The following is a 20,224-nucleotide window of genomic DNA, read 5'->3' on the forward strand; positions in this document are numbered from 1 at the left end:
GAAGGCGGCGTGGGCGTCGCTGAGTTCCTGGCCGGCGAGAAGCTGCTCTGAGTCGTTCACGGGTTTTCGAGGAGGCATAGGTTTCATGGCTGAGGTTCTGGTCCTCGTCGATCACGTGGACGGCGAGGTCAAAAAGGTCACCTACGAGCTGCTGCCCGCAGCGCGTCGCATCGGTGAGCCGTCGGCGGTCGTCGTCGGCGAGCCGGGCACGGCGGGCAAGCTGTCGGAGGCCCTGGGTTCCTACGGTGCGGCGAAGGTCTACGCGGCGGAGTCCGCGGAGGCCGCGCAGTTCCTGGTCACGCCGCAGGTCGACGTGCTGGCCGCGCTGGCCGGTTCGGCGAACCCGGCGGCGGTGCTCATCCCGGCGTCGGTGGATGGCAAGGAGGTCGCCGGTCGTCTGGCGATCCGCCTGGAGGCGGGTCTGCTGTCGGAGGTCGTGGACGTCGACGGTGAGGGCGTGGCTTCGCACTCGCTGTTCGGTGGCACCTACGACGCCAAGGCGAAGGTCACCAAGGGCACCCCGGTGATCACCGTGCTGCCCGGTTCCATCGAGGCCGAGCAGGCCTCGGGTGCCGCCGCGGTCGAGCAGGTCGAGGTCCCGGCCGCCACTGGTGCCAAGATCACGGGTCGTCAGCCGGCCGAGGCTGGCGACCGCCCGGAGCTGACCGAGGCCAGCGTCGTGGTCTCCGGTGGTCGTGGTGTCGGTTCGGCCGACCAGTTCGAGGTCGTCGAGAAGCTGGCCGACACCCTCGGTGCGGCTGTGGGTGCCTCGCGCGCCGCGGTGGACTCGGGTTACTACCCGCACCAGTTCCAGGTCGGTCAGACCGGTAAGACCGTCTCGCCGCAGCTCTACATCGCCCTCGGTATTTCTGGTGCGATCCAGCACCGGGCGGGCATGCAGACGTCCAAGACGATCGTCGCGGTCAACAAGGACGCCGAAGCGCCGATCTTCGAGATCGCCGACTACGGCATCGTGGGAGACCTGTTCACCGTCACCCCACAACTGGCCGACGAGATCACCACACGCAAGAGCTGAGGCCCTGACGCGAACAAGCGGGCCGTGCTCACACCAAAGCACGGCCCGCTCCTCCCTCTCTGCTGGGCGACCAGCCAGGGGCGAACCCCACGCTGGACAACGACTTCGGAGGTTCAATAAGCCCGAGGAGGATCGGAGCAGTTGTCGCCGCGTGCGCAGCGGATTGCGGAGCAGAGTGGGCGCGGCCGTGGACGCAGCCGTCGAGCTCTTCGGGGAGAAGGACTACCATCAGACCTCGCTCAAGCAATCGCACAGCGGGTGGGAGTCCGTCCAGTCGGCATTGCATCACCACTTCGGGGCAAGCAGCAGCTGCTGCGCGCCGTCCCCGAAAAGCACTACCGGCCCCTCGCCCAACGTCCGGACATGGAAGTGGTTCCGGAAGGCCGTTCCAAGTTCGTCGACGAGGTGCTCGTCGCGACTCGGCGCAACGCCGATGGCCGGCGCCGAGTCCAGTCCTTCTCGGTGATGACGGCGAAACCCTGACTGGCGACGATCCAACGCACGAGGTCGGAGACGTTCTACTGGGAGAGATCAATCCGAGCGGGAAGCTGACCGAGACGATCCCGGTGCGCGCTTCGATGTACGTGGGCTCGAAGTCGGCCCCACCTTCGCCGATGGCCTTTCCTACTCGGAGTTCCGATTCGATCTCAAGGTCATCGCGCCGTCGGTGGACGACCCGACCTGCCTGAACGTCGAGCTGACCGTGCCCAACACGAGTGCCCGGGACGGGAGCAAAGTCGTCCAGGTTTATAGCTGAACCCGGTTCTGGGCTCGATCCTCCCGTCAAGCTGCAGGGATGGACCAAGATTTGCACGTGCCCGCAGGCGAGTCGCGGATCGCACGGGTGGAAATCGCCGAGAAGATCTCGCTCCAATGGAACCTCCAAACCCGAACCTAGGCCTTTACCGGGGGAATGCTGACCGTGCGGGTAGGAGCATCCTCTCGTAACATCCGCCTGGGATGCGGCTGTCGACGTGCCGGGCAGCCCATTAGTCGTCCCGCTTACCTCGTTCTCGACGCTGGGCCAATGGCTGGAACAACCGGTCCTGGGCACGAACTGCGCACACTCCTCGACGCCCGCAGAGGAATTCAGGGGCAGATTGCCACCTGTTCGCGGGATGAAGCAGGACAGGACTCCGTACATGGCATCCCAGAGCCGCACTTGGTCGGCATCCACATCGGTCAGTTCGCACTGAACCCGGCCACCGCCGTCAAAGTCGAGGACCGCCCTGACCACGGGCGGATTCGGGTTGAAGGCCAGGCGGGACGGTGAACGTCGCGACCCGAGCTCGCATCCCCGACGCCGGCACGGGCTCGAAGGAATCGGTGGCACGGCAGCGCAAGCACAGGCGCGGGAGCGGGAACTGCACCGTCTCACACGACCGGCAGCGGCCCCCGGCGAAGCCGAACTTGTAGTCCACGTTTCGTGCCACGAACGGTGCCGAGAGCCGAACGGGTTCCGGGCGCCGAGGCAGGACGCGGTCGAGCCTTCCCCGCCACACCAAGTATGTCGGGTAAGACACGCGCGGCTGCCAGACTAGCGTCTCGGAACCGAGCGTTCGGCGACTCGCTCGGTGGCCCGCAGCAGAAGCAGGTCCGCGCCGTCGGCGAGCGAGACGCCCAGACCCCCGGAGCCGCCTCGTTGAGCCCGACGGCCAGCATCAACCCGATCTGCGCGGCCCCGGAATTGCCGATCTCAACCTCCAGATCAGCGCCGGCGGAGCGCCCCCCGGTCCGACGCATGAAGTCACGCCGCACCGCCTTGACCCCGCGGGTTCGTGTCGGCCAGCGCGACGGCATCGATCTCATACACCGCGCACCCGCTGCTCTTTACGAGCTGCTCGAGAGCGCGTTCGGCAATCCCGACGTACTCCCGCTCGCCGAAGCGCTCTTCCCAGGCGCGGGAAGTGACTTCGCCCGGGATCCGCCACTGGTCGAGAAACTCGGCGCTGACTGACGCGGTGCCCACGACTTCTGCGAGCACGCCCTCGTCGCCGAAGACGAATGCGGCGGCCGCATCCCCACCATCTCGCTCGTCAGCGCCGCCGACTTCCCCGCCCCGGATCAGCCGCAGCGCGCCGGCTTCTCCGGCGGCGATGCGGGCACGCGCTACCCGGACGGAGGGATAGAAGCGGTAGACCGCGCCGCGGACGACCCCCTGTTGGCTGACGTCGAGGCCTGCGAGGACGAGGCAGTTGTTGATGACCCCGACGAGCAAGGAGCCGAAGAGAGCTCGCGACGCTGCCGTTGCCGCCGAAAAAGCTGGTACCGCCGAGCATGACGGCGGCGATCACCGACAGCTCGTCGCCATCACCCCTGGTAGCGGCCGGATTCCAGCCGCCCGGCGTAGAGCATCCCAGCGGCGTCGCCAAGGCGGGGAAACTGCTGCTGGCCACCATCCGGCAGAACGTCTATCAACGCTCCCTCCCCCTAGTCACCCGGGAGCTCCGCATCGAGCAGTCGGCTCTCCACGACCGCGCAGGACTCACCGGAGCGGCTTCATGGTCCTCGACGAACTGTTCCCGCCCGCCCGGCTCGCCCAGTGGCTCGACGCCACCACACCTCACGGGATCCCGGCACTGGCCGAGACCTCCGCCTGAGCGCGCGTCGCGAAGCACGGGCGGTCCCAGCGGCGCTGGGACCGCCCGTCTTCCGCGCGACGACCGTGGAACTCTCATTCGGCTGCGGGTTGAACCGCTCGTTCCTCGGTCTCCTCGGCGTTCATGGCTCCGCGGGTCTCCGGGCTCAGCACTCCCGCGACGACGAAGACCAGGACCATGGCGAAGAGGAACACCATGAGCCGACCGGGCACGTCGGCCAGTTCCGGGCTGGCGAGGTTGACGAAGCTCGGCATCAGACCACCGACCATGAAGCCGAGGTTCCAGCAGATCGCGGTTCCGCGCCCACGCAGCGCCGTCGGGTAGCGCTCGTTGAGGAACACCAGGACCGGGGCGTAGGCGGCGTTGGCGAAGAAGGCCAGGGCTGATGCGTAGAACATGATCAGGCCGGTGCTCGCCGGGTCGGTGCTCGTGATCAGCCACACCAGCAGGGGCAGGGCGACGAGGTTGAACGAGCCGATCGCCAGCATCGTGCGTCGGCGTCCGAAGTGCTCGCTGAGCTCACCCGCGGCCACCGCGGCGACGATCACTCCCAGGCTCGAGACCAGCAGGATCGTGCCTTGCGCGCTCTGGGCGACACCGCTGACCTTGCCCAGCAGCGTCGGGAGGAATCCGGAGGTCAGGTAGTACTGCGAACCCGCGCCGGAGACCAGCACCAGGTTGAGCACGAGCAGCCCTCCCCTGCCGCCGCGGGCCAGGTCGGTGAAGCGCGTCTTCGGGCCGGGGGCCTGCTGCTGCGCCTTCCACAGCGGCGACTCCTCGACCCCGCGGAGCACGAGGAAGCTGATCAGCGCCGCCATGAGCCCGGAGAAGAACATGACGCGCCACCCCCAGACGTTGAACTGCTCGCCCGGGAAGATCGCGCTGACCAGGATGAACACGCCGCTGGCCAGGGCCGCACCGATGCCCGCGCCGCCGCCACCGATCAGCCCGGACATCAGGCCTCGCCAGCGCTGCCCGACGCTCTCGGTGCCCAGGGTGTGCGTCGCCGCGACGACGCCGCCGACGAACACGCCCTGCACCAGGCGCAGCGCCAGGAACAGCAGCGGTGCGGCGATACCGGCGGCGGCGTAGGTCGGCACGACACCCATCGCCGCCGTGGACAACCCCACGCCGGCCAGCACGATGACCATCGTCTGCTTGCGCCCGTTGCGATCGGCCACCGCTCCGAAGATCGCCGCTCCGGCCGGGCGGAGCAGCACGCTCACCGCGAACGAGGCGTAGACGGCGGCGAGGCTCAGGGTGGGGCTGGCCACCGGGAAGATCAGGTCGCCGATCGTGCTGGCGACGTAGAGCAGGATGAACAGGTCGAACAGGTCGAACGCCCACCCCGCCACCGAGGCGAAACTCGCGTACAGCGTGGCTCTTCTGGACAGTCCGGTGTTCGCAGTGGACATGCCCACCTCCTCATCGAGGTCTGTTGGTGTGGTGTTGCGGAACGAGGTTCCGCGGCTTCGGTCGGGTCAGGGCGCGGAACGCCAGTTTGCCGACGCGGGGGCCACAGCGCGTTCCAAGTCGATCTCCTCCTCCCCCGGAACGCGAATCCTGGTGAACCGGCCTTCGTCGCCGACGCGCGGAATCGTCGCGTCGAGCCCCATCTTCGCGCCCACACCGTCCGCTGTGGACGGATCGAGCCGTGACCCCTGCGCACCACCGACGAGCACCAGGTCGCGGTCAGCCTGGAAGCGGGTGGCGACGGCCCACTCGACCTCGTGGTGGTCGAAGACGTCCACATCGGAGTCGACCACCGTCACGTGCTTGATGTCGTAGTGCGCGCCCAGCGCCGCGAGGATCAGGTTCTTCACCTCGCCGGGCCGGGGATCGCGGACCTGCACATAGAGGTGGTAGCGGCATACGCCGCCGCGCGGCAGGTGCACGGCCCGCACGCACTGGAAGTTCTGCCTCAGGTGCGCCAGGAAGGAGCCTTCGCGCGGAATGCACCCCAGCAGCAGGTGTTCCAGTCCGCCGCCGACGATGGTGTGGTAGATCGGGTTTCGGCGATGCGTCATCGCGTCGATGCGCACCACGTGGCGGTCGGCGCGAGGCCCGTAGTACTGGGGGAATTCGCCGAAGGGTCCCTCCGGCTCGCGGACATCGGCGAGAAGCCTGCCTTCCAGCACGATCTCCGCGTCGGCGGGAACCCGGACCTCGTTGGTGACCGCCTTGGTTACCGACAGCGGGCTGCCGCGCAGCGCCCCGGCGATCTCCAGCTCGTCGTGGCCGATCGGCACCGCCGCCTGCGAGGACATCAAGGTGAGCGGGTCGACGCCGATGACGATCGCCACCTCCAGGTCCGTTCCCGACGCTTCGGCCTGCCCGAAGAACGCGGCAGTGTGCCGGGGCAGCAGGAGGGCCCCGAGCCGGTCCGGCCCGCTGACCTGCAAGCGGTGGATGGACACGTTCTGCGACCCGGTCGTCGGGTTGCGCGCGATGAGCAGGCCCGCGGTGATGTACGGGCCGTGGTCGTGCTCGTTGTGCGTGGGAACCGGCAACGAGCCGAGGTCGACCTCGCGGATCACCTCGTTCTGGCACGGGGCGTCCTCGACCTCGGTCCACGGAACGGGGTCCTGGCATGCCTGCTGGAAGCGGTCGATGAGTTCGGTCTCGGCGACCCCGAGCGCTTCCGCCATCCACTCGCGGCGCGACAGCAGCCCGGACACGACGGCGATGTCCTTCCCGCCGGGCTCGCCGAAGACCACCGCGCGGTCGCCGTCGAGCCGGTTGGCGATTCCGGCCAGCTCGAAGCGGAGGTCCACTCCCGGCCTGGCCGCGGACAGCCGTCCGGTCGTCTGCAGGTGGTCCAGCCACCCGCGCAGATCAGCGCCGACGGGCAGGGCGTTGTTCGTCATCTCTTCTCCCCGGTGACCGCCGGGACGGCCTTCGACCGGCCCGGTGTGAGGTGGGTGCAGGTCATCACCAGCAAGGGTGTGGCGACCGCGATGTAGGCGTTGTCAATGCCGAAGGGGTCACCGAGCAGGAACCAGCCGATGGTGGTCGGCAGCGCGAGCACGATCGCCCAGAACGCACCGGTCCTCGTGCCGTACCGGGGCGCGTAGAACATCAGCAGCACCAGCACCGCCAGTGCCGCGCGCAGCGATTTGGCCAGGAAGGTCACGGTGAGCACGTCGGTGGCGAACAGGGCCAGGGCGATCGGCACCAGGCCGGTCACCACCGTCGCCGCCCGGAGGAACAGCACGTCGCGGCGGTCGTCCCCGGCGGCGTTGAAGTGCGGTTGGTAGAAGTCCTTGAGCAGCAGCGTGGAAGCGCCGATGACCAGTGCAGCGATGGTCCCGAACATCGCACCGGCGAGCCCGGCGACGACGATCCCGGCCAAGACCGGGTCGATGTCCATGGCGAACGCGGGCATGGCCTGGATGCTCTTGATGTGCGGGTAGACCACCGCGCTGCACATGCCGATGAACGCGGCGAGCAGACCGTAGGGAACCAGGATCAGCGCCGAGTAGAACCCGGCTCGCTGCGCGCGGCGAGCGCTGCCGGCGGTGGTGATCGCCTGCACGACGTACTGGGTCGCGAAGATGGCACCGACCCCGGCGATCAGCCAGGCGAAGATCTGCCCGAAACCCACGCCGTGCCAGGAGAACATCGTCGGCGGCAGCGCTGCTCGCAGCCCGTCCACGCCGCCTGCGCGCTGGGCGCCGATGACCGCGAGGATGACCACCCCGGCCATCTTCACGATCGCGTGCACGGCGTTGGTGTAGACGACCGATCGCATGCCGCCCACCACCACGTAGAACGTGGCGAGCACACCGACCAGGACGACGGCCAGGTCGTGGTCGACGCCGAGCAGCCCGCTCAGGATCGCACCACCGCTGGCGTAGACCGAGACGGCGACGATCAGCAAGGAGCAGACCATGATCATCGACGTCGCGGTGCGCACCCTCCTCCCGTAGTAGCGGTCGAGGGCACCGGAGATCGTGTTCTCCCCCAGCTCGCTGAACTTGCGCGCCAGCAGGAAGGCGAAGAGCACGAACCCGATTCCCAGCGAGATGATGTTCCACGCGGCCGAGAGACCGGATCGGTAGGCCTCCTGCGCGGTGCCGATGCTCGCGCTCGTGCCGATGAACTCGGACGCGAGCAGGAATCCGATGAGGACGGCGGGAAAGCTCTTGCCGCCGCTGGTGAATCCTGACGCGGTCCGCGTCGAACGCCCGGCCAGGAAGCTGATCAGGGCGAGCAACGCGATGTAGCCCGCGACGATGAGAACCACTAACCAACCTGATTGCAAGGGAACCCTCCAACGCCGCTCCGTTGCGGCTAGAGAAACTACGAGCGAAGTTAGACCGGTGCGAGAGGCCCAGCCAGAACCTGTTGCGCATAGCTCCTATTGGCTCGGGTTATAGCCCGACGGGGAAGTGCACGTGCTTGAGCTCGGTGAACTGCTCGACGCCCTCGACCCCGCGGGTGCGGCCCATCCCGGACATCCGCACGCCGCCGGAGGGCATCTCGGCGTAGGAGTGGTTGTACCCGTTGAGCCACACGGTGCCCGACTGCAGCTCGCGCGCCACGGCGAAGCCGCGCGTGAGGTCACGCGTCCACACCGCCGCGGCGAGCCCGAAGGGCGTGGCGTTGGCCAGCTCGATCGCGTCCTCGTCGGAGTCGAAGACCTCCAACGACAGCAGCGGGCCGAAGATGTCCTCCTGCACCACGGGTGATCGCGGGTCCAGTTCGGACACGAGCGCGGGCGTGAGGAAGTGACCCGGCAGGCCGTCGGGGTGCACCTGCTCCCCTCCGACGAGGACGCGACCGTCCGCACGCGCGCGGTCGACGGCGTGGCACACCTTGTCCACCGCGGCTTCGGAGATCAGCGGACCGAGGTCGGTGCTCCCGTCCCTCGGATCTCCCGGGGTCGAGGCGCCGAGTCGTTCGCGCAGCAGCTCCTCGGCGTCCTTCGCGTGGCGCGCGTGCACGAGGATTCGCGTGCACGCCATGCACATCTGACCGCTGGTGATCACGGCCGCGCGGGCGGCCACCTCCACCGCGGCTTCCAGGTCGGCGTCGGCCAGCACGAGCATCGAGGCCTTGCCGCCCAGCTCCAGCAGCGGCCTGGTCATGGTGTCGGCAGCGGCGCGCATGACCGCTTGCCCGGCCGCGGTCGAGCCGGTGATCGCGACGGCCCTGGTGTCGGGGTGGGCTACGAGTGCAGCGCCCACTTCGGCGTCACCGGGGAGCACGTGGAGCACCTCCGGTGGTACTCCGGCCCGGTGGCCGAGCGCGATCACGCGCCGGGTGATGTGCGTGGTCTGCGGGGCGGGCTTGACGAGCGCCGTCACCCCGGCGGCGAACGCCGGAGCCAGATCGCGCAGCAACAGCAGCACGGGCCAGTTCCACGGGGTGATGAACACCGTCGGGCCGACCGGTTCGCGCACCAGGTGCGCCTCGCTCCCGTCGGGCAAGCCTGCGGCACGGCCCAGCGGAAGCCTGGCGAGACCGGCGTTGAAGCGCAGGGAATCGATCGCGCCCGCGATCTCCTTGCGCGCTTCACCGATGGGTTTCCCGGTTTCCCGCACCAGGTCCTCGGCGAGTTCCGAGCTGTGGTCGCTGAGCAGGTCGGCCCAGGCGTTCAGGGACTGCGCTCGGAGCCGGTGATCTCGCGGCCACCCGGTGCGCATGGCGCGGGTCGCTTCCGACACCGCTTCGCCGATCTCGGCGTCCGTGGCTTGTTCCGCGATGTCCAGTGGTTCGAGCGTCGCCGGGTTGACCGGCTGGAGGGGCGTTTTCATGACTTCCCGCCTCGGGGACGGCCGATTCGCTTGATCCGGTCCAGCAAGGTGCCGAACATCATGCGGAACGCGCTCGGCGCGGCGTGGGACTGCTGCGGTGCTTCTCCGGTGGTGGCGGCCTGGCGGACCGAGTCGGCGAACTGCTCGAACATGCGCCGGCTGATGTCACCGGCCAGCGCTCGGCCGAACTGGGCGATGCGGCCGGTCAGGTACACCGCCGCGTCGGCGCGCAGTTCCGTCCCCGCTGCGGTGGCGTGCGCCCGCAGCGTGATGTCGGCCTGGGTTTGCGCCCCGCCAGTGTCCTGGCCCTGCGCCAGCACGCGGATCGTGCCGGTGTCCCGGTCCTGGTCGAGCACCCGGGCGATCCCGTGGAACGAGAGCTTGATGGGTCCGACCGCCACCCGCGCGCGTCCGGCGTAGAGCTGCTCGCCGAGTTCTTCGGTGAGCTCCGCACCAGGGAGGCATCGCGCCAGCACGTGCACGTCGTCGAGCACCCGCCACACCTGGTCGAACGGCACGTCCAAGGCGGTGTCCACCTGCACCGCGATGGTCGGATCTCCTTCCGGGAGAACGATCTCCACGTTCCTGGCAGCGTCGCCCGAAGGTTCCGCGGGTTCCTCGACGACCGTCGCGGACTGGCCGCCGGAGCGGCCGACCAGCGCCCGCCGAGCGCAGTTGCCCGGCTCGGGGATCCCCTCCGGGTGCGCGGAGCGGGTTTCGGAGACGGCGGTCATGATGTTCCGGTACCCGGTGCAGCGGCAGATCACGCCGGACAGCTCCGCGGGGAGCTCCTCGTCGGTGACCTCGGGCTTGGTGCTGAGCAGGTCGTAGGAGCTGAGCAGGAAGCCCGGGGTGCAGAAACCGCATTGCAGGGCGTGGTTCCGCCCGAAGGACTCCTGCAGCGGGTGCAGGTCGTCCGGGCGCCCGAGCCCTTCGACGGTGACGACCTCGGAACCGTCGAGCTGGCAGGCGAACAGCAGGCAGGCGCGGGCGGCTTCGCCGTCGACCAGCACGGTGCACATCCCGCAGACCCCGTGCTCGCATCCGACGTGGGTCCCGGTCAGCCCCAGGTGGTCGCGCAGCGCGTCCGCCAGCGTGACGCGGGCGGGGAGGTGCAGCACCGCGGTTGTGCCGTTGACGGTGAACCTCACCTCGACGGTCTCGCCGGCTTCTGCGCGAACCGGTCGAAGGCCCTCCTGCACGGGTTCTTCAGTGCTCGTCATGATTCCACCTCCGCTGTGCCGCGCACCGCGCGGCGGTACGCCTTGGCCAATTCCCGAGCTGCGAGCGCGCGCAGGAGGCGCCGCCGGTAGCCGTTCGACGCGTGCGCGTCGCCGTCGGTGTCGACGACCTCGCGCACCACCGCGTCGAGCGCACCGGCCAGCTCGGATTCGTCGCCACCGGCCGTGCGGACCGCGCTGGTCATGTCGCGGGTGACGGGCCGGTCGGAGACGCCGAAGGCCGTCATCGTCGCGGCGGACACGCCGCCGCTGTCATCGACGCGGACGTGCGCCGCCACTCCGGCCAGCGCGAAATCGCCGTGCCTGCGGGCGATCTCGGCGAAGCCGAAGCCCTCCCCCGGCCCGGCCGTCGGGAAGGAGACCGCGGCCAGGACGTCCTCCGCGCGCAGTGCCGTCGTCATCGCGCCGTCGAAGAACTCGCGGGCTCGAACGGCGCGTTCGCCCTCGGGTCCGGCCAGGGTCAGCTCCGCGTCCAGGCAGCAGGCGACCGCCGGGAGCTCGGCGGCCGGATCGGCGTGGGCCAGGCTCCCGCAGATCGTGCCGCGGCTGCGCAGTTCGCGGTGCCCCACCCAGGGCAGCGCGAGCCGCAGCAGCGGCACTCGGGCTGCTTCGGGCGCGTGCTCGACCCGACGCTGCCGGACGGTGGCGCCGACCTCCAGCCGGTCGCCGACCGTCCGCAGCGCGTCGAGCCCGGTGACCGCGTTGATGTCCACCAGGGTGGTCGGCCGCGCCAGCCGCATGGCCAGCACCGGCACCAGGGATTGCCCGCCGGCGATGACCTTGCCGCCTCCGTCGGCGTCGACGAGTTCGGCAACGGCGTCGGACAACGCCGCGGGGCGCGCGTACGCGAAAGGTGCGGCCTTCATCTAGATCCTCACCGCCCCTGGAACTTCGGTGCGCGCTTCTCGTTGAACGCGGCCACGCCTTCGGCGAAGTCCTTGCTGGAGCGCAGCATCGCGTAGGCCTTGCGCTCCAGCTCGATCCCGCTGTACAGCGGGGCGTCGACGCCGCGGTCGAGAACCTCCTTGGCGGTGCGCGCCGCCAGCGGGGAGAACCCGATCATCTTGGTCACCAGCTGCTCGACCTTCTCGTCGAGCTCCGCTCGGTCGGCCGCCAGGTCGGCGAGAAGTCCCCAGTCCTTGGCGTCGTCGGCGTTGATCCGCGACGCCGTCAGCACGTGGTACTTGGCGCGGGAGAGCCCGATCAGCCGGGCGAGGCGCTGCGTTCCGCCCGAGCCCGGGATCATGCCGAGGTTCATCTCCGGCAGCGCGAACTGGCTGCGCTCGGTCGCCACGCGGATGTCCGAGGACAGCGCGAGTTCGAACCCGACGCCGAAGCAGTAGCCGTCGACGGCGGTGATGACGACCTTGGAGCTGCGGGAGGGCGCGGTCACGTTGTGGCCGAGGTCGGTGAAGTCGACCGGGTCGACCTCCATGAAGCCCGCGATGTCGCCGCCCGAGGAGAAGTGCTCGCCTTCGCCCCGGATGACCACGACCTGGATGGCGTCGTCGTCGTCGATCTCGGCGAACCGGTCGGCCATGACCTGCCGGGTCTCCCAGGTGATGATGTTGTACTTGCCGTGGTCCAGCGTCAGGTACGCGACCCGGCCGTCGTGGCCGCGGGTCAGCTTGATCTCGCCTCCGGTGAGGGCCATGTCGTCAGTTCTCCCCTTCTGTTCCTTCGAGCACCGCGGTGTCCGTTGTCGCCGCGGTGAGCAGGCGGTGGATCACGTCGCCGTGGATCGGCAGCGTGGTGATGTCGGCGCCGGACGGCGCGAGCGCGTCGGCCACGGCGTTGGCGATGGCCACCGGAAGGCTCATGCAGCTGCCTTCGCCGCAGCCCTTGGCGCCGAGGCGGGTCAGCGGCGAGGGCGTTTCCAGGTGGTCGCTGCGCAGCTCGTAGCCGACCTCCGCGGTGGTCGGGCACAAGTAGTCCATGAACGTCGCGGAGGTGGGCTGGCCGTTGTCGGAGTAGCGCATCTCCTCGTACATCGCGCCGCCGATGGCGTGCGCCAGCGCACCGTGGACCTGCCCTTCCAGCAGCACCGGGTTCAGGATCGTGCCCGCGTCGTGCACTGTGGACACCAGCTCCAGGGTGAGCTCGTAGGTCTGCGGGTCGATGCGGCAGACCACGAGCTCGGCGACGAAGCCGTAGCACAGGCTGGAGTTGATCTGGTCGTCCCGGCTGGCCGCTTTGGCCTGCGGTGGTGTGAAGGCGGCTTCCTCGTACAGCCGGGCCGAGGTCCCGTCCGGCAACGAGCCGGGGTCCCAGTGCACCACTCCGGCGGCGTGGCGGAAATCCACCGACTGCGCGTGGTCTTCGTGGTGCCGGATCCGGCCTTCGGCGAATTCGAGCTCGTCGGGGTCCAGTCCCAGCATGGAGCCGGCCGCCGTCCGCATCGTGCGGGCGAGCCGGTCGCACGCCTCGACCAGCGCGCTGGTCAGCAGCGGGGCGAACCGCGACGAGTAGCTGCCGGAGCTGATGGTCCACGGAGTCGTGGCCGTGTCCATCTCCACCACCGGCCGGACCTTCTCCAGCGGCAGTCCGAGCCTGTCGGCCACGACCTGCTGCGCGACGGTGGCGTGGCCCTGGCCTTGCGGGACGGTGCCCAGCAGGACCGAGACGACCCCGTTGACGTCGACGCTGACCCGCACGTGCTCGGTGGAACCCGACTTGCCGCGCCCCGGCGGGCGTTCGTCGGCCGGCGTGGCCAGTCCCACGTACCCGATGTTGGTCGCCGACGGGTCGACGATGGTGGCCAGCCCGATGCCGAAGTGCTCGCCGCGCTCCCGCGCCTCCCGCTGGCGCTGCAGCAGCGCCGGGTAGTCGGCGTTCTTCAGCGCCATGTCCAAGGCCCGCGGGTAGTCACCCGAGTCGTAGATGCCGCCGGTCGCCGTCCGGTACGGGAACGCGTCGGCCTGCACCAGGTTGCGCTGGCGGATCTCGGCGGCGTCGACCCCGCACGTCGCGGCGATCTTGTCCATCAGCCGTTCCAGCCCGAAGTAGAGCTGCTGGCCGCCGAAACCGCGGTTGAGCCCGGTCGGCGTCTTGTTGGTCACCACCGCGCGCGAGCGGATCTGCACGGCTTCGACGTCGTAGGCGCCCGTGAGGTTGCCGAAGCAGCGGTAGAGCGTGCTCGGTTCCGGCGGGCGCAGGTAGGCGCCGACGTTGTCGACGAGATCCGCCCGCAACGCCTGGACCTTCCCCTCGGCGCTGACCGCCGCTTCGAAGCGCATCGACCGGTCCGAACCCGCTGAGCTGGCCAGCAGGTGTTCGCTGCGGTCCTCCGTCCAGCGCACCGGCCGTCCGGCGTGCTTGCTGGCCAGCGCCATGAGCACCACGTACGGGTAGATCCCGGCCTTGATGCCGAAGCTGCCGCCGTTGTCGGCCGGGATCATCAGCCGCACGCGCGAGGTCGGGACGCCCAGCGAACCCGCGATCACCGGGACCATGGAGAACGGGCCGTGGAAGTTCGCCCAGGCCGCGATCGCCGGACCGTCCACTTCGTCCTGCCACTCGGCGATCACCGAGTAGCACTCCATCGGTGTCGACGAGTAGCGCGGGAACCGGTACTCGCCGCTGACGACGTGATCGGCTGCGGCGAAGAGCTCGTCCACGGGTCCGAAGTGGAACGTGCGGTCGGTGGCGACGTTGCTGTCGGCCGTGTCGTGCAGTCGCGGCGCCTCGGGGCGCAGCGCGACGTCGACGTCCACGACCGGCGGCAGCGGCTCGTAGTCCACGGCGACCAGCTCGGCTGCGTCCTCGGCGGCGTAGCGGTCGGCGGCGACCACGACCGCCACGGGTTCGCCGACGAAGCGCGCCCGATCGGTCGCCGTCGGGTAGTACGACATGGGCGTCTTCAGCGACAGCGGGAACGGGTTCAGGGCTTCCAGGACCTCGTCGGGTCCGATCACCGCCGCCACCCCGGGGTGCGCGCGAGCTCGGGTGAGGTCGACGCCGCGGATGCGGGCGTGCGGGTGCGGGCTGCGCACGATCGCCGCGGTCAACGTGCCGGGCAGCGGATCGAGGTCGTCGAGGAACCGGCCGCGGCCGGTCAGCAGGGCCGGGTCCTCGATGCGTGCCGTGGTGCGTGCAGGCGTCATCGACGTGCTCACTTTCGCGATCCGATCGAAGCGGCGGACAGCTCCGCCAGCGGGTGGAACCGCCCACCGGCGAGTTCGCGGCGCAGGATCTTGCCCACCGCCGACTTGGGGACCTCGGCGACCGCGACCACCTTCTTGGGCCGCTTGAGCGGCGGCAGCCCGGAGCCGGAGCGGATGTAGGCGCTCAGCGCGGCGGCGGCGTCCTCCGGGGTGCGCCCCGCTGCGGGCACGAAGAAGGCGGTGACGGCCTGTCCCCAGCGGTCGTCCGGCATCCCGACGACCACGACGTCGGCGACCTCCGGGCAGCGGACCAGCGCGTCCTCGATCTCGTCGGGGTAGATGTTCTCGCCGCCCGAATTGATCATGTCGTCGACGCGTCCGGACACCCACAGGTCGCCGTCGTCGTCCGCGACGGCGAGATCACCGGGGAAGTACCAGCCATCGCGGATGGACTTCGCGTCGGCGTCGGGCCGGTTCCAGTACCCGGCGAACGCTTCCGGCGACTCCATGGAGATCGCGATCTGCCCCTGCTCACCGGCACCGACCAACGCGTCCGGGGTGGCCTGCGGGTGCGGGTCGACGAGGCGAACCCGGGTGAACACGCCGGGGCGCCCTGCGCATCCCGGTTTGGCCGCGACGTCCGGGCCGATGGTGAAGGTGTAGATCTCGGTGCTCCCGAAGTGGTTGACGAACACCTCGGGTTCGAGCGCGTCGACGAGCGCCTCGGCCAGCGCGGGGGTCATCGCGGCTCCCGCGTAGGCGAGCTTGCGGACACCGGTCTCCCCCAGCCGTCCCGTGCCCAGCAGGCTCCAGTAGATCGTGGGCACCAGGTACAGCGCGGAGACGCGCTCGCGGGTGATCAGCTCCAACGATTCCTCGGCGTCGAACCGGACCTGCGGGACCCAGGTCCCGGCGCTGACCACGCTGGCCAGCAGGGTGCGCAGGCCCATCGTGTGGAACATGGGCATCACGCCGAGGGTCGTCTCGAAGGCGGCCGACCGGCTCTGGTGCAGGTGCGCGACGGCGGCGTGGAACTCCGCGCGGTGCGTGCGCGGAACGCCCTTCGGCTTCCCGGTGGTGCCGGAGGTGTAGAGCATGACGCTCGTGTCGGAATCGCTGACCTGCACGTCGATCGCGCTCCCGGTCTGATCGGCGGCGAGTTCCAGCAGCGCTGTGACACCCGCCGGAGCGCCTTCACCGACGTGCGCGTGCGGCACGGGCTCGGTGTGTTGCAGTGCCGCGCTCGCCGTCTCGACCGTGGACTGATCGGTGACCAGCAACGTCGGTGCCGCATCGGACAAGCAGTAGGCGAGCTCGTCAACACCGAACCGGAACGACAGCGGAACCGAGACCGCTCCGAGCTTCTGGGCGGCCAGGTGCAGCGAGGCCATCGATTCGCCACCGGCGAGCAGGAACACGACCCTGTCGCCGTGCCCCACACCGAGCTCGGCCAAGGCCCGCGCCAGCCGGTTGGTGTGGGCGTCCCATTCCGCGTAGGTCATCGCGAGCTCGCCGCCAACCGCACGTCTGGCGGGGTACCGCTCGGCGGTCCAGCTCAGCACTGTCCCGAGATCCATTCCCAGTCCTCTCGCAGCGTCAGCGGTGCGACACAAGTCAGAAGCAGATCATCCGTTTCACATCGTCTGAAACAGACGATCGGAAACGTACGGTAGGGTTTGGAGCGTGTCAACGGTTCGGCTTTCCACGACCTCGTACGTCGTGCTGGGGATGATCGCCATGCGCGGGTCTTCGACCTCGTACGACCTCAAACGGGCCATCGGCCACTCGGTGGGCTACTTCTGGCACTTCCCGCACGCCCAGCTCTACTCCGAGCCGAAGCGGCTCGAACAGCTGGGACTGCTCGAAGTCGAGGAGGAGGACGACGGCCGTCGCCGCCGCACCTACACGATCACCGACCCCGGCCTCGCCGCTCTCCGCTCATGGCTGGCCGAGCCCACCGACCAGCACTACGAGCTGCGCGACATCGCCGAGATCAAGCTCTTCTTCAACGAGCTCGCCGACCCCGACGACATCAAGCGGCTCGCACAGGACCAGATCAAGCAGCACCAGGACCGCATCGCCGAGTACGAGCAGATGCAGGAGCGCTTCGGCCACGAATCAGCCATTTCACGACGCATGGTCACGCTCGGCCTCGGCCTGGAGATGGAACACGCGGCCCTGCGGTTCTGGACCTCGCTCGCAGAACGCGCCGAGCGAGGCGAGTTCGAGGCTTAGCCGCGAGCGGGCCGATCGGCGGCGGCGCCCGCGAGCAGCTCCAGGAACAGAGCGGCAGGCGGTGACAGCGGGGTCCTGGCGCGGTGAACGATGCCCAGTTCCCGGGCCGCGCCCTCGTCGTCGATCGGAATCGTGACGGGATAGCCGGCGCCGGCGAGTTCCGGCAGCAACGAAACACCCAGACCGCTGGACACCATGCCCTGCAGCACCGACAGCTGAGTGGTCTCCACCGTCACCGTCGGCTCGAAACCAGCCCGGTTGCAGACCAGCTCCAGCAGCTCCCGCAGTCCGTAGTCCCGTTGCATGGCAACGAACTTCTCGGACTTCAACTCGACCAGCGCTATATCGCTCCGATCGGCCAGCGGATGGTCCGGCGGGAGCAGAGCGACGATCGGTTCGCGCACGATCGACCGGCCCGCGAGTCCGGGTCGCGCCCAAGGGGCCCTGATCACCGCGAGGTCCAATCGCCCGTCCTCCACCATCCGCTCGAACTCGGCGGAGACGTTGTGCTCGGTGAGCCTGACCTCGACATCCGGGTACTCGCGGCGGAAATCCGCGAGCACCCCGGGCAACAATCCGGCGCCGACGCTGGGCAACACACCGATCGACACCCGACCGCCTTGCAGGCTGCGCACTGCGGCGGCGCCCGCCCGCGCCCGGTCGAGGTGCGCCAACGCCTGCTGGACGTGGGCGACGAACTCCTCCCCTGCCGCGGTGAGCACCACCCTGCGGCCCAGCCGGTCGAAGAGGGCGACGCCGAGCTCCTTCTCGAGCTTGCGGATCTGCACCGACAACGACGGCTGAGCCAGGAAGAGGTCCTCGGCCGCTCGGCTGAAGCTCCCGGCGCGCGCGACCGCGAGCACGTAGCGCAGTTGGTGGAGCTCCATGCCGACATCATGCGCGAACGGACCGCCGATCGGTAGCCGACGGCGCGCTCCGCTCTCCGGACCATCGGGTCGCGTGCGGGTGCGGCAACGACAGGGCGTCCAGCGAGCGAGCGACCGTGTGCGTGACCACCTCGTCGATCGACGACGGCTGGGTGTAGAACGCCGGCACGGGCGGCATCAGCACCGCTCCCGCCTCGGCGGCCTGCGCCATCAGCCGGATGTGCCCGGGGTGCAGCGGTGTCTCGCGCAGCATCAGCACGAGGGGCCTGCGCTCCTTCAACGTCACATCAGCTGCGCGCACCAGCAGGTTGTCGTCGAAGCTGGTGGCGATCGCGGACAGCGTCTTGACGCTGCACGGCGCGACGAGCATGCCGTCGGTCGGGAACGAGCCGCTCGCAATCGCCGCACCCAGGTCGTGCTCGGAGTGCGTCACCGACGCCCGCTCCCGCACGTCCGCGACCGTCCAGGAGGTCTCCTGCGCCAGCGTCGCCCGTGCGGCTCGGGTGATGACCAGGTGCGTCTCGACTCCCAGCTGTGCCAGCAGCTCCAGCGCGCGGACCCCGTAGATCACACCGGAAGCACCGGTGATGCCGACGATGATGCGAGGGGGGAACTCGTCGGGGCGCATCACACGAACACCCCTCCGCCGTCGACCACGATCGTCTGCCCGGTCACGAAACCGCTGCCGTCCCCGCACAACCACACCACCGCGCCGACCAGGTCCTCGGGATCCATGGCACGCGGCACGGAACGCGTGGACTTCATGCGTTCCACGTAGTGCGCGTCGTTGATGTCGCGAGTGGCCGCGTCGTCGACCAGGCCGGGAGAGACGGCGTTCACCGCGATGCCTTCCGGTCCCAGCTCGCGCGCCGCAGCCCTGGTCAAGCCCTCGACCGCCGCCTTGGACGCCACGTAGTGCGCGAAACCGGCCGCCCCGGTCCGGGACACGACGGAGGCGATGTTGACGATCCGCCCGCCACCTCGCTCCCGCATGGCGGGAACGGCGGCGCGGATCGACTGCCAGCAGCCGCGAACGTTGACCCGCAGCACGAGGTCCCACTCGTCGTTGGTCAGCTCGGTGAGCGTTCGCTTCGGCCCCAACGTCCGGTAGATCGCCGCGTTGTTGACCAGGCAGTCCACGCCGCCGAACTGCTCCACGGCCAGGTCCACGACGCGCTGCAGGTCTTCGTCCGAGGTGATGTCGCAGCCGGCGAAGACCGCTCGCCCGCCACCTTGCGCCGTGGCCTTCTCCGCGATCTCCCGACCGGCTTCGGAGAAGCCGTCCAAGTCGGTGGCGACCACGTTCGCGCCGAGCGCGGTCAACGCCCTGGTGTAGGCAACGCCTATATCACCGGTCGCACCCGTGAGCAGCACGACCTTTCCAACCAGATCAGCACCCATGTGCCGCGCCCCTCTCCATCTGCACGGGCCCGCCAGGCGCTGCTGCCTCGCGGACGCCCCGTCATCCACGAGTCAAAGCGCTCGTGCGGGGTGCAGACAATGAGCGATGCCCTACCCCGGCCATAGGCAACGCGTATGGGAGGTTTCGCGTGAACTCGCTCTGGGCCTTGATCGTGTCGACTATGCCGAAATTGGCGACACCTGATCCCAGCGGACTCACTTCCCGATGACAGAAGCGAGCCCCTCCGCAGAGCCGCCATGGCCTACCTCGAAGGCCAAACGAACCAACCCCGGACCGTCCACCTCCACAGCCAGGGCGTGGTCGATCGGGACTACCCAGACTTTGGTTGACCCCCTTGACCTGCCCAGACTTTCTTACCCTTTTCGGCGTGAAGATCGGACCTTGCTGAAAGGCTGCGATCTATGCCCGACCGTATCCACCGGAGTTCCGCTTTCGGGCCGTCGCGCTCGTTCGAGCCGGGAAGCCGATCACTACCGTCGCCACGGAGCTGGACATTAGCGCCGGCACCCTGCACAACTGGGCCCGCCAAGACCAGATCGACCGCGGTGAACGCCCGGGGCTGCCCAGGGTCTGGTTGACACCTTGACCTGCCCCAGTGTTCGTTACCCCGGCCGGTGTGAAGCTCAGGCGGGATGGGTGGACTCTCGGAGGATAGCTCGTGCTCGATCGGCGAGACGTAGTCGAGCTGGGAGTGTCGCCGCTGGCGGTTGTAGAAGATCTAATGGCATCCGTGTCTCCAACTCGTCCAAGGTTGCGCATACCGCGCCGAGTTGGCGGATCAAACCCCCGTAGTTGTAGCGGACGCAGCCACGCCCTGCTCTAGGAGCTGTTTAGGAACGTCCGGCCCGGTGGTTGGACGTAGTGAGGTCTCCGGTAGATGGATCAACGACCAAGAAGATCGACATCTATCCGGAGACCTCGGTGGGAAGCGTATCGGTTG

15 protein-coding genes and 1 pseudogene are annotated in these 20,224 nt (G+C 69.1%); 3 read left to right on the forward strand and 13 right to left on the reverse strand.

Going from position 1 to position 20,224, the window contains the following annotated elements; translation table 11 throughout:
* Positions 1-85 precede the first annotated feature (85 nt).
* Complete coding sequence (locus tag ACYVF3_RS29570; RefSeq protein ID WP_461157564.1) at positions 86-1,036, forward strand: electron transfer flavoprotein subunit alpha/FixB family protein; 951 nt, start codon at positions 86-88, stop codon at positions 1,034-1,036.
* A gap of 1,747 nt (positions 1,037-2,783) precedes the next feature.
* Here ACYVF3_RS29570 and ACYVF3_RS29575 read toward each other — a convergent pair.
* From ACYVF3_RS29575 to ACYVF3_RS29620, 10 genes are all read right to left on the reverse strand, one after another.
* The gene (locus ACYVF3_RS29575; RefSeq protein WP_461157565.1) at positions 2,784-3,254 is read right to left on the reverse strand and encodes a hypothetical protein; all 471 of its coding nucleotides are present in this window, start codon (positions 3,252-3,254) and stop codon (positions 2,784-2,786) included.
* A 456-nt stretch (positions 3,255-3,710) separates the two neighbouring features.
* Positions 3,711-5,051 (reverse strand): MFS transporter, encoded by a 1,341-nt coding sequence (locus ACYVF3_RS29580; RefSeq protein ID WP_461157566.1) that lies wholly within the window; start codon positions 5,049-5,051, stop codon positions 3,711-3,713.
* Between the two features lie 66 nt (positions 5,052-5,117).
* The gene (locus ACYVF3_RS29585) at positions 5,118-6,503 is read right to left on the reverse strand and encodes a UbiD family decarboxylase (RefSeq protein ID WP_461157567.1); all 1,386 of its coding nucleotides are present in this window, start codon (positions 6,501-6,503) and stop codon (positions 5,118-5,120) included.
* A complete protein-coding gene (locus ACYVF3_RS29590; protein WP_461157568.1) occupies positions 6,500-7,882 on the reverse strand; it encodes a sodium:solute symporter family protein in 1,383 nt (460 codons plus the stop codon). Before ACYVF3_RS29590 ends, ACYVF3_RS29585 begins: the two co-directional genes overlap by 4 nt.
* Before the next feature lie 127 nt (positions 7,883-8,009).
* Positions 8,010-9,395, reverse strand: a complete 1,386-nt coding sequence (locus tag ACYVF3_RS29595; protein WP_461157569.1) for an aldehyde dehydrogenase family protein — start codon at positions 9,393-9,395, stop codon at positions 8,010-8,012.
* Positions 9,392-10,618 (reverse strand): xanthine dehydrogenase family Fe-S subunit, encoded by a 1,227-nt coding sequence (locus ACYVF3_RS29600; RefSeq protein WP_461157570.1) that lies wholly within the window; start codon positions 10,616-10,618, stop codon positions 9,392-9,394. Before ACYVF3_RS29600 ends, ACYVF3_RS29595 begins: the two co-directional genes overlap by 4 nt.
* Positions 10,615-11,502 (reverse strand): FAD binding domain-containing protein, encoded by an 888-nt coding sequence (locus ACYVF3_RS29605; protein WP_461157571.1) that lies wholly within the window; start codon positions 11,500-11,502, stop codon positions 10,615-10,617. Before ACYVF3_RS29605 ends, ACYVF3_RS29600 begins: the two co-directional genes overlap by 4 nt.
* 8 nt (positions 11,503-11,510) lie before the next feature.
* Entirely contained in the window at positions 11,511-12,290 is a 780-nt protein-coding gene (locus ACYVF3_RS29610; RefSeq protein ID WP_243794793.1) for an enoyl-CoA hydratase/isomerase family protein, read from the reverse strand.
* A 4-nt stretch (positions 12,291-12,294) separates the two neighbouring features.
* Positions 12,295-14,739, reverse strand: a complete 2,445-nt coding sequence (locus ACYVF3_RS29615; RefSeq protein WP_461157572.1) for a xanthine dehydrogenase family protein molybdopterin-binding subunit — start codon at positions 14,737-14,739, stop codon at positions 12,295-12,297.
* Positions 14,740-14,747: 8 nt separating this feature from the next.
* Entirely contained in the window at positions 14,748-16,316 is a 1,569-nt protein-coding gene (locus tag ACYVF3_RS29620; protein ID WP_461157573.1) for a class I adenylate-forming enzyme family protein, read from the reverse strand.
* Between the two features lie 106 nt (positions 16,317-16,422).
* Here ACYVF3_RS29620 and ACYVF3_RS29625 point away from each other — a divergent pair, with 106 nt between their 5' ends.
* Complete coding sequence (locus ACYVF3_RS29625; RefSeq protein ID WP_461157574.1) at positions 16,423-16,974, forward strand: PadR family transcriptional regulator; 552 nt, start codon at positions 16,423-16,425, stop codon at positions 16,972-16,974.
* Here ACYVF3_RS29625 and ACYVF3_RS29630 read toward each other — a convergent pair.
* Genes ACYVF3_RS29630 through ACYVF3_RS29640 form a run of 3 tightly spaced genes read right to left on the reverse strand, consistent with a single transcriptional unit; the run spans position 16,971 to position 19,262 of the window.
* The gene (locus ACYVF3_RS29630) at positions 16,971-17,861 is read right to left on the reverse strand and encodes a LysR family transcriptional regulator (RefSeq protein ID WP_461157575.1); all 891 of its coding nucleotides are present in this window, start codon (positions 17,859-17,861) and stop codon (positions 16,971-16,973) included. The two genes, ACYVF3_RS29625 and ACYVF3_RS29630, sit on opposite strands and share 4 nt — an antisense overlap.
* 7 nt (positions 17,862-17,868) lie before the next feature.
* On the reverse strand, positions 17,869-18,489 hold the full coding sequence (locus ACYVF3_RS29635) for a UbiX family flavin prenyltransferase (RefSeq protein ID WP_461157576.1): 621 nt from the start codon (positions 18,487-18,489) through the stop codon (positions 17,869-17,871).
* The gene (locus ACYVF3_RS29640) at positions 18,489-19,262 is read right to left on the reverse strand and encodes an SDR family NAD(P)-dependent oxidoreductase (protein WP_461157577.1); all 774 of its coding nucleotides are present in this window, start codon (positions 19,260-19,262) and stop codon (positions 18,489-18,491) included. Before ACYVF3_RS29640 ends, ACYVF3_RS29635 begins: the two co-directional genes overlap by 1 nt.
* A gap of 419 nt (positions 19,263-19,681) precedes the next feature.
* Between ACYVF3_RS29640 and ACYVF3_RS29645 the strand changes: the two are divergent.
* Positions 19,682-19,846, forward strand: a pseudogene (locus ACYVF3_RS29645) (transposase); the annotation flags it as partial.
* Between the last annotated feature and the right edge of the window lie 378 nt (positions 19,847-20,224).

The organism is Saccharopolyspora tripterygii, assembly GCF_054778355.1.